The organism is Cryobacterium sp. Sr3 (assembly GCF_004402835.1).
In the GTDB taxonomy this organism is placed as follows: Bacteria; Actinomycetota; Actinomycetes; order Actinomycetales; family Microbacteriaceae; genus Cryobacterium; species Cryobacterium sandaracinum.
In genome coordinates, this window is record NZ_SOFA01000041.1 from 126,540 (window position 1) to 133,983 (window position 7,444).

Genomic DNA, 7,444 nt, shown 5'->3' on the forward strand with positions numbered 1-7,444 from the left:
CCGGTGTCCGACGGGTCGGGCGCCGGTTTCGCGGTCGGGGGGGCTGCAGGTATCACCAGTTTCAGCCTAGAGGAAACCGGCCTCGGTCATCAGATCGGTGACCTTGGTGCTGTTGAGTTTGGACGGGTCGATGACGGGGGCGTCGAGTTCGCGAAGCGGCACCATCGCGGAGTTCGCGTCGACCGCGTCGGAAACGGGGTACTCGAACGAGGTGCCGGTCTTCAGGATTTCCTGGCCGGCCTTGCCGGTGATGAAAGCGAGGAACGCCTGAGCGGCCACGGGGTTCGCGCTGGTCTCGAGCACTCCGCCGCCGGAGACGCTGACGAACGCACCGGGATCCTGGTTCTTGAAGTAGTGCATCTGGGTGCTGGAGCTGTTCTCGCCCGTACCGGCCTGGTCTGCGAACCAGTAGTAGTGGTAGATCACGCCGCCGGGGATCTCACCCGCGTTGACGGCCTTCATCACGGTGCTGTTGCCTTTATAGACGACCGCGTTCTCCTTCATGGCCGCGAGCCAGTCACTCGTTGCGGCTTCGCCCTTGAGCTCGAGGAGCGCACTGACGATGGCTTGGAAGTCGGCGCCGGAGGGCGACGCGGCCCAGCGGCCGGCCCAGGCCGGGTCGGCGAGGTCGAGCAGCGAGGCCGGCAGTTCGCCCGCGCTGATCATGCTCGGGTTGTAGGCGAACACGGTCGAGCGGGCGGCAATGCCGGTCCAGGTGCCGGTGGACGGCTGGAACTGCTTGGGAACTTGGGCCAGCGTGGCGTCGTCGACCGGGGCGAACAGGCCGGCCTTGTCGACGAGGCTGATCGCGGGCGAGTTCTCGGTGAGGAACACGTCGGCCTTCGACGCGGCGCCTTCCTGCACGAGCTGGTTGCCGAGTTCCGAGTCGTCGCCGTTGCGGAGCGTGACGGTGACGCCGGTCTCCGCGGTGAATTCGTCGGCCCAGGCCTGGGTCAGTTCCTCGTGCTGGGCGTTGTAGACCGTGATCGAACCCGACGGGGTGGACGCGTCGGTAGCACCAGGACTGGATTCCTCAGGTGCGCTGCACCCGGTCACCCCGAGCAGGGCCACCGTTCCGATAGCGGTAAGCAGTGCCCAGCGGCGTGTCAAGATCATCGTGTTGCGTCCCTACTGTCGTGCGGGCATGACCCGCAGTGCTTTTAGGTAAGCCTACCCTAAAGAAATTGGCGTCGTCGGGGCCGCAGGGGAATACACAGGCTCGGCCCCGGTCAGCGGGGCGGCATCCGGATGGCACCGTCGAGCCGGATGGTGTCGCCGTTAAGCATCGGGTTCTCGACGATGTGCCGCACGAGCGCGGCGAACGCGGCCGGGTTGCCGAGCCGGGAAGGGTGTGGGACCTGCGCCGCGAGGGACTCGCGCACGTTCTCGGGGAGCCCCTGAAGCAGCGGGGTGTCGAAGATGCCGGGCGCGATCGCCACCACCCGGATCAACGATCGGGCGAATTCGCGGGCGAGCGGCAGGGTCATCGCGGCGACGCCGCCCTTCGAGGCGGCATAGGCCGCCTGACCGATCTGCCCGTCGAAGGCTGCGACGGATGCCGTGTTCACGATCACACCGCGCTCCGGGACGGTGCCGGCCGTCTGGTCGATCGTGCCGGGGGTGCCGTCCGTGCCGTTCGTCCCGGGGGCTCCGTCCGTGCCGCCGATCGGGCTGGTAGCCTGCATGGCGGCCGCGGCCAGCCGGATCACGTTATACGTGCCGACGAGGTTGATGCGAATGACCCGGTCGAAGTCGTCCAGCGGCAGCGGGGCCCCGGTGCGGTCGACGGTGCGCTGGCCGGGGGCGATGCCGGCACAGTTGACCACGATGCGCAGCGGGGCGATCGCGGCGGCGGCGTCGACGGCGGCCTGCACGTCCTCGGTGCGGGTGACGTCACCCGGCACGAAACACGCCCGGCCGCCGATCACGACCGCCGCCTGCTCCCCACTGGTGCCGGGCAGGTCGAGCAGCACGACCGCTGCCCCAGCGTGGGCCAGGGCGGTGGCGGTGGCCAGCCCGAGGCCGGAGGCGGCTCCGGTGACGAGGGCGGAGCATCCGTCGACGCGCATCTCAGAGCCGTTCGATGATGGTGGCGTTGGCCATGCCGCCGCCCTCGCACATGGTCTGCAGGCCCCAGCGGCCGCCGGTCAGTTCGAGGTGGTTGAGCAGGGTGCCGAGGAGCCGGGTGCCCGAGGAGCCGAGCGCGTGGCCGAGTGCGATGGCCCCGCCGCGCGGATTGAGCAGGGCCGGGTCGGCGCCGAGTTCGCGCAGCCAGACCAGCGGCACGGTGGCGAACGCCTCGTTGACCTCGTAGGCGTCGAGGTCGTCGATGCTGAGACCGGAGCGCTCCAGGATGCGCCGGGTCGCCGGGATCACGCCCGTGAGCATCAAGAGCGGGTCGCTTCCGGTCACCGCGAAGCTGTGGAACCGGGCGCGCGGGTTGAGGCCGAGCTGGGCGGCGCGTTTGGCGCTCATGATCAGAGCCGCGGAGGCGCCGTCGGTGAGCGGCGACGAGTTGCCGGCGGTGATGTGCCAGTCGAGTTTTGGGAAGCGGGCGGCGAGGGCGTCGGTGCGGAACGCCGGCGGCAGGGCGGCCAGGGAGTCGAGGGTGGTGCCGGGGCGGATGGTCTCGTCGGCGGCCACGACCCGGCCGTCCCGCAGAGTCGTCGGCCGCAGTTCGCCGTCGAAATCGCCGCGTTCGGCGGCGGCCGCGGCGAGGCGGTGCGAGCGGGCGGCGAAGGCATCCAGTTCGCCGCGGCCCAGTTTCCACTTCTGGTTCATCAGCTCGGCCGAGACGCCCTGGTTGACGAGCCCGTCAGGGTAGCGGTCGCGCATCAGCGTGCCGTGCGGATTCGGGATCTGTACACTCTGCTGGTTCTGGTGGCTCTGCCCGCCTTGCTGGTTCTGCGGGCTCTGCCCGCCTTGCTGGTTCTGCGGGCTCTGCCCGCCTTGCTGGTTCTGCGGGCTCTGCCCGCCTTGCTGGTTCTGCGGGCTCTGGGCCGTGCCGAGCGACGAGCCCAGCGGCACGCGGCTCATCGATTCGACGCCGCAGGCGATGACGATGTCGTAGCTGCCGGCCATCACGCCCTGCGCGGCGAACGTGGCCGCCTGCTGGCTGGATCCGCACTGCCGGTCGATGGTCGCGCCGGGCACCGAGTCGGGAAAACCCGCGCTGAGCAGGGCGGTGCGGGTCACGTTGTAGCCCTGCTCGCCGACCTGGCTGACGCAGCCGCCGATCACGTCGTCGACGAGCGCGGGATCGAGCCCGTTGCGGGTGACCAGTTCGCTCAGCACCCCGGCCAGCAGGTCCGCGGGGTGCACGCCCGAGAGGGCGCCGCCCGGTTTGCCTCGACCCGACGCGGTGCGCACGACATCGACAATGACAGCCTCGTTGCTCATGACCTCAGCCTAGGCTTCTGGTGCCACCGCGGCGCGGAGCGGGGAGCGCGTGTGGGCTGTGGGCTGCGGGCTGCGGGCTGCGGGTGTGGTTCGGGCTCCGCATGGGGTACGGGCTGCGCATGGGGTACGGACCGCGCGTGGGGTTCGGGCTGCGCATGGGGTACGGGCTGCGCGTGGGGTACGGACCGCGCGTGGGGTACGGGCTGCGCATGGGGTACGGGCTGCGCGTGGGGCTAACTCAGGAGATCCGGTGGGGAAGCCGTCGTCCGGCGGGTTCCGCCGCACTGGTCCGGGGGCTAACAGAACGCGGCCGACGTATCTCCTGAGTTGGCCACAAACGCGGCAGGACAGGGACGTGCGGGTGTGGCGTCCGGGTGTGGCGTGCGGCGGTGAGCCGTGCAGGTTCGGGTGTGACGTGCGGATGTGGCGTGCGGGTGTGGCGTGCGGGTGTGGCGTGCGGGTGTGGCGTGCGGCGGTGAGCCGTGCAGGTGCGGGTGTGGCGTGCGGCGGTGAGCCGTGCAGGTTCGGGTGTGGCAGGCGGGGCGTCAGCCCGAGAGCGCCCACATCGCGACGGCGCTGGCGGCGGCCACGTTGAGGGAGTCGATGCCGTGCTTCATCGGGATCTGCACCACGGTGTCGGAGGCCGCCAATGCGTCCGGGGTGAGCCCCTCACCCTCCGCGCCGAGCAGCAGCGCCAGCCGCTCGTGCTCGTGCCCGGGGAAGTCGCGCAGGCTCACGGCATCCGTTGTCAGGGCGAGCGCGGCGAGGTGGAAACCGTGCCGAGTGAGCAGCGCGCGGGTACTCGGCCAGTCGCCGACGCGGGTCCAGGGCACCTGCAGCACGGTGCCCATCGAGACGCGGATGGCGCGACGGTAGAAGGGGTCGGAGCAGCGCGGTGTGACCAGGATCGCGTCGGCGCCGATGGCCCCGGCGGAGCGGAAGATCGCGCCGACGTTCGTGGGGTCGGACACATTCTCGAGGATCACGATGCGGCGGGCGCCGGCGAGTAGCGACTCCGGGTCGGGCAGCTCGGGCCGGTGCATCGAGGCGATCACGCCGCGGTGCAGCACGTAGCCGGTGAGCTCGGCGAGAAGCGCCCCCGGGCCGATGAAGACCGGCACGTCCTCGCCGGCGAGGGCGCCGGCCTCCGGGGCGGTGTTGCCGAGTGTGAGCACCGACCGCGGCCGATGTCCGGCGCGCAGGGCCCGCTCGAGAACCAATGCTGATTCGGCTATATACAGGCCGTGTTCGGTACCGCGCGCCTTTTTCAGTGCCACATCGGTGAGATGGGCGTAGTCCGCAAGCCGCGGATCGCTGAGGTCGCTGATCTCGATGACGGGCATCCGATCAGTCTAATCGCGGGGCGGGGGCGGGTGGCTGGATGCGGGGCGCCTCGGGGCTAACTCAGGAGATCCGGGCGGCGGACGGCAGCCGGCACCCGGACCAGTGCGGCGATCCCACGGATGCCGCGGCGCATCTCCGGAGTTAACCGCACCCTTCATCCGCCCGTCGGGCACGGACAGCCTGGGTGCCCCGGCGCCCGAGTGGCCCCGCCGGTAGCGGATTCACGGCCCCCGGAGCACAGGCAACGGCTTCGGCCGGGCTTCGATTTGCAGGAGTTATGTACCGGTAAGGGTTGCGCCCTGGGGCTAACTCAGGAGATCCGGGCGGGGGGACGGCAGCCGGCACCCGGACCAGTGCGGCGATCCAACGGATGCGGCGGCGCATCTCCTGAGTTAGCCGCACCGCTCGACGTGTCGGCACGGTCCCGTGTGACCGGTCCTAGGTGATCGGTCCTGGCGGCACTGTGCTGTCGGCCGGGTCGTGTGATGGTGAGATCATGGCTGCGGATTCCTCCCGGTCAGGGGGTGCCCGGCATCCGTCAGCAACCGGTCAGCGACAGGAACATCCCCGCGGCCATCAACGTCATCGCCAGCGCCATACTCAGGTGCTGGGCCGACTCCAGTCGGAGCGTGGCCGGCTCGACCCCCGACCCGGTCGGGCGGCGCGCCGACCGCACGGCGCTGGCCGCGGGGGCAACGGATGCCGCAGCCAGCAGCACCACAAGCCAGGCCGGCAGCGTTCCGCCGTCGGTGATCGCCGGCGCGTGCCCGGCATGGGCGCCGTTTCCCACAGCGGTCCCGGCGGCAACGGGCGCAGCGGCAGCGGTGGCACTAGCCGTGGCACTGGTTCCGGCGCCAGCGCCGGCCACCGCGACCGAGCCAACCGAAGCCGCCCACCGCGACCGAGCCAACCGAAGCCGCCGTAGCCTTAGTCGACGCCGCCGGCAGCATCGCGACCCACATTACGGACATCAGCAGCAGCGATACGGCGTGATGCGCGGCGGGCATGCGGTGCCGCCGGTCAAGTAGGGACAGCAGCGCCGCCCCGCCCAGGAGCCCCGCCCAGGCCAAGGAGCCGAGCAGCTTCATGCCCGGCAGCACCATGTCGGCGCACGAGACGGTCATGACGACCATGGTGGGAGCCGCGACCAGGGCGCGGCCCGGCATCCGGAGCCCGGTGAGCGCACACGCCGCTCCCAGGCCGGACGCCGCGACGGCGGCGACCAGGCACACGGACACCCAGATCGCGGTCATTTCGGCTCACGATAGGCCGGTCTCCCCCGTGGGTCTTGCCTGTCAGCGCACGGAGGCGCGGCGGCAGCGCACGGATGCGCGCAGCGAGGCGACAGCGCTCCGTGTGGCTAACTCAGGAGATTCACCGCGGCGAAACCACCATCCCGCACCTGTGGCGCACGGGTCCGCACTGGCCCGTGCCGAATCGGCCGCCCCGATCCCGGAACTCCTGAGTTAGCCTCCGCGAACCCGGCATGACTTCTGCACGCTGGTGGGGGCGCCGGCCCGGGCCGCCGAAAGACCCGGACGGGGGCGCGATGCGGCCCCCCACAATTTGCAGGAGATATGCACGAGGAGGATTCGGACCCGAGGACCGGGAACCCTCGCGCGCGGGCGCGCCGTCACGGTGGTGTGGCCAACTCAGGAGACGCGCCGCACCACCCCCTCGCTCCCCGCACTGGTCCGGGCGACGGATGCCGCGCGGCACCCGAGTCTCCTGAGTTGGCCACACACACGCACACACGCACGCACGCACGCGCACGCACACTCCGAGTGCATAGCTCCTGGGGCGACCGCGGGCCCTGAACCACGAATGCGAGAATGGCACCGTGTCGACGTCAATGAGCGGGGTAACGGGATGAGCGAGCAGAGCAAGCCCAGCGGGCCCAGTGCCAACGGCCCGAACGGTGCGCCGCATCTGCAGACCCTGTCGCGCGGCATCCGCGTGCTCGAGATTCTCGCCGACGCCGACGAGGCCCTGACCATTGCCGACGTGGCCGCCGCCCTCGGCGTGCACCGCTCGATCGCCTACCGAATATTACGCACGTTGGAGGACCATGGGGTCGTGATCCGGGATGCCGCGGGCGCCGTACGCCTCGGCCCACGGATGGCCGCGCTCGCCCGCGGTGTCTCCCGCGGTCTGCAGGCCGCGGCGCTGCCCGAGCTGACGAGCGTCGCGAACGAGTTGGGGATGACAGCCTTCGTGACCGTGCTGGACCGGGCGGAGGTCGTCACTCTGGTCAGCGTGGAACCGCGGCAGGCGCACGCCACGGTCGCGCAGCGCCCCGGCACGCGGCATCCGCTCGGCCGGGGTGCACCCGGGATCGCCATCCAGTCCCTGCTCACGGCGACCCAGTGGGTGAACCTCGGCGAGGGCGTCCGCCGAGGCGAGGCCGCCGACGTGCGCGCGCGCGGCTTCGCCACCAGTCATGACGAGGTCATTCCGGGGCTGGCCTCCGTGGCGGTGCCGCTGGTCATGCCCGGCGAGGCACCGGCGGCTCTGGCGGTCGTCTACCTCGGCACCGGGCAGAGTGACGCCGCGATCGGCGCGCGTCTTGTGACGGCCGCGGCCGTAATTGCAGCCGACCTTCGCTAATTGCCGCCACACCGGGCCAGACGCGGGCGCTTCGACCGGGCGGGCGCCGACCGGGCGGGCGCCGCCGACCGGGCGGGCGCCGCCGACCGGGCGG

7 protein-coding genes are annotated in these 7,444 nt (G+C 71.2%); 1 reads left to right on the forward strand and 6 read right to left on the reverse strand.

Features of this window, described 5'->3' with window-relative positions:
- Positions 1-66 precede the first annotated feature (66 nt).
- The 6 genes from E3N94_RS13685 to E3N94_RS13715 form a co-directional block, all read right to left on the reverse strand.
- Positions 67-1,116 carry an iron ABC transporter substrate-binding protein gene (locus E3N94_RS13685; RefSeq protein WP_134371443.1) on the reverse strand — a complete coding sequence of 350 codons (1,050 nt, stop codon included), beginning with the start codon at positions 1,114-1,116 and terminating at the stop codon, positions 67-69.
- A 113-nt stretch (positions 1,117-1,229) separates the two neighbouring features.
- Entirely contained in the window at positions 1,230-2,069 is an 840-nt protein-coding gene (locus E3N94_RS13690; protein ID WP_104099199.1) for an SDR family NAD(P)-dependent oxidoreductase, read from the reverse strand.
- 1 nt (position 2,070) lies between these two features.
- Entirely contained in the window at positions 2,071-3,399 is a 1,329-nt protein-coding gene (locus tag E3N94_RS13695; protein ID WP_134570415.1) for a thiolase family protein, read from the reverse strand.
- Between the two features lie 545 nt (positions 3,400-3,944).
- Positions 3,945-4,742: an RNA methyltransferase gene (locus E3N94_RS13705; RefSeq protein WP_134570416.1), complete on the reverse strand. Its 798-nt coding sequence runs from the start codon at positions 4,740-4,742 to the stop codon at positions 3,945-3,947.
- Positions 4,743-5,281: 539 nt separating this feature from the next.
- A complete protein-coding gene (locus tag E3N94_RS13710; protein ID WP_134401241.1) occupies positions 5,282-5,533 on the reverse strand; it encodes a hypothetical protein in 252 nt (83 codons plus the stop codon).
- A gap of 40 nt (positions 5,534-5,573) precedes the next feature.
- Entirely contained in the window at positions 5,574-5,981 is a 408-nt protein-coding gene (locus E3N94_RS13715; RefSeq protein WP_134570417.1) for a hypothetical protein, read from the reverse strand.
- Positions 5,982-6,612: 631 nt separating this feature from the next.
- Between E3N94_RS13715 and E3N94_RS13720 the strand changes: the two genes are divergently transcribed.
- Complete coding sequence (locus E3N94_RS13720; protein ID WP_134570418.1) at positions 6,613-7,350, forward strand: helix-turn-helix domain-containing protein; 738 nt, start codon at positions 6,613-6,615, stop codon at positions 7,348-7,350.
- Positions 7,351-7,444 lie beyond the last annotated feature (94 nt).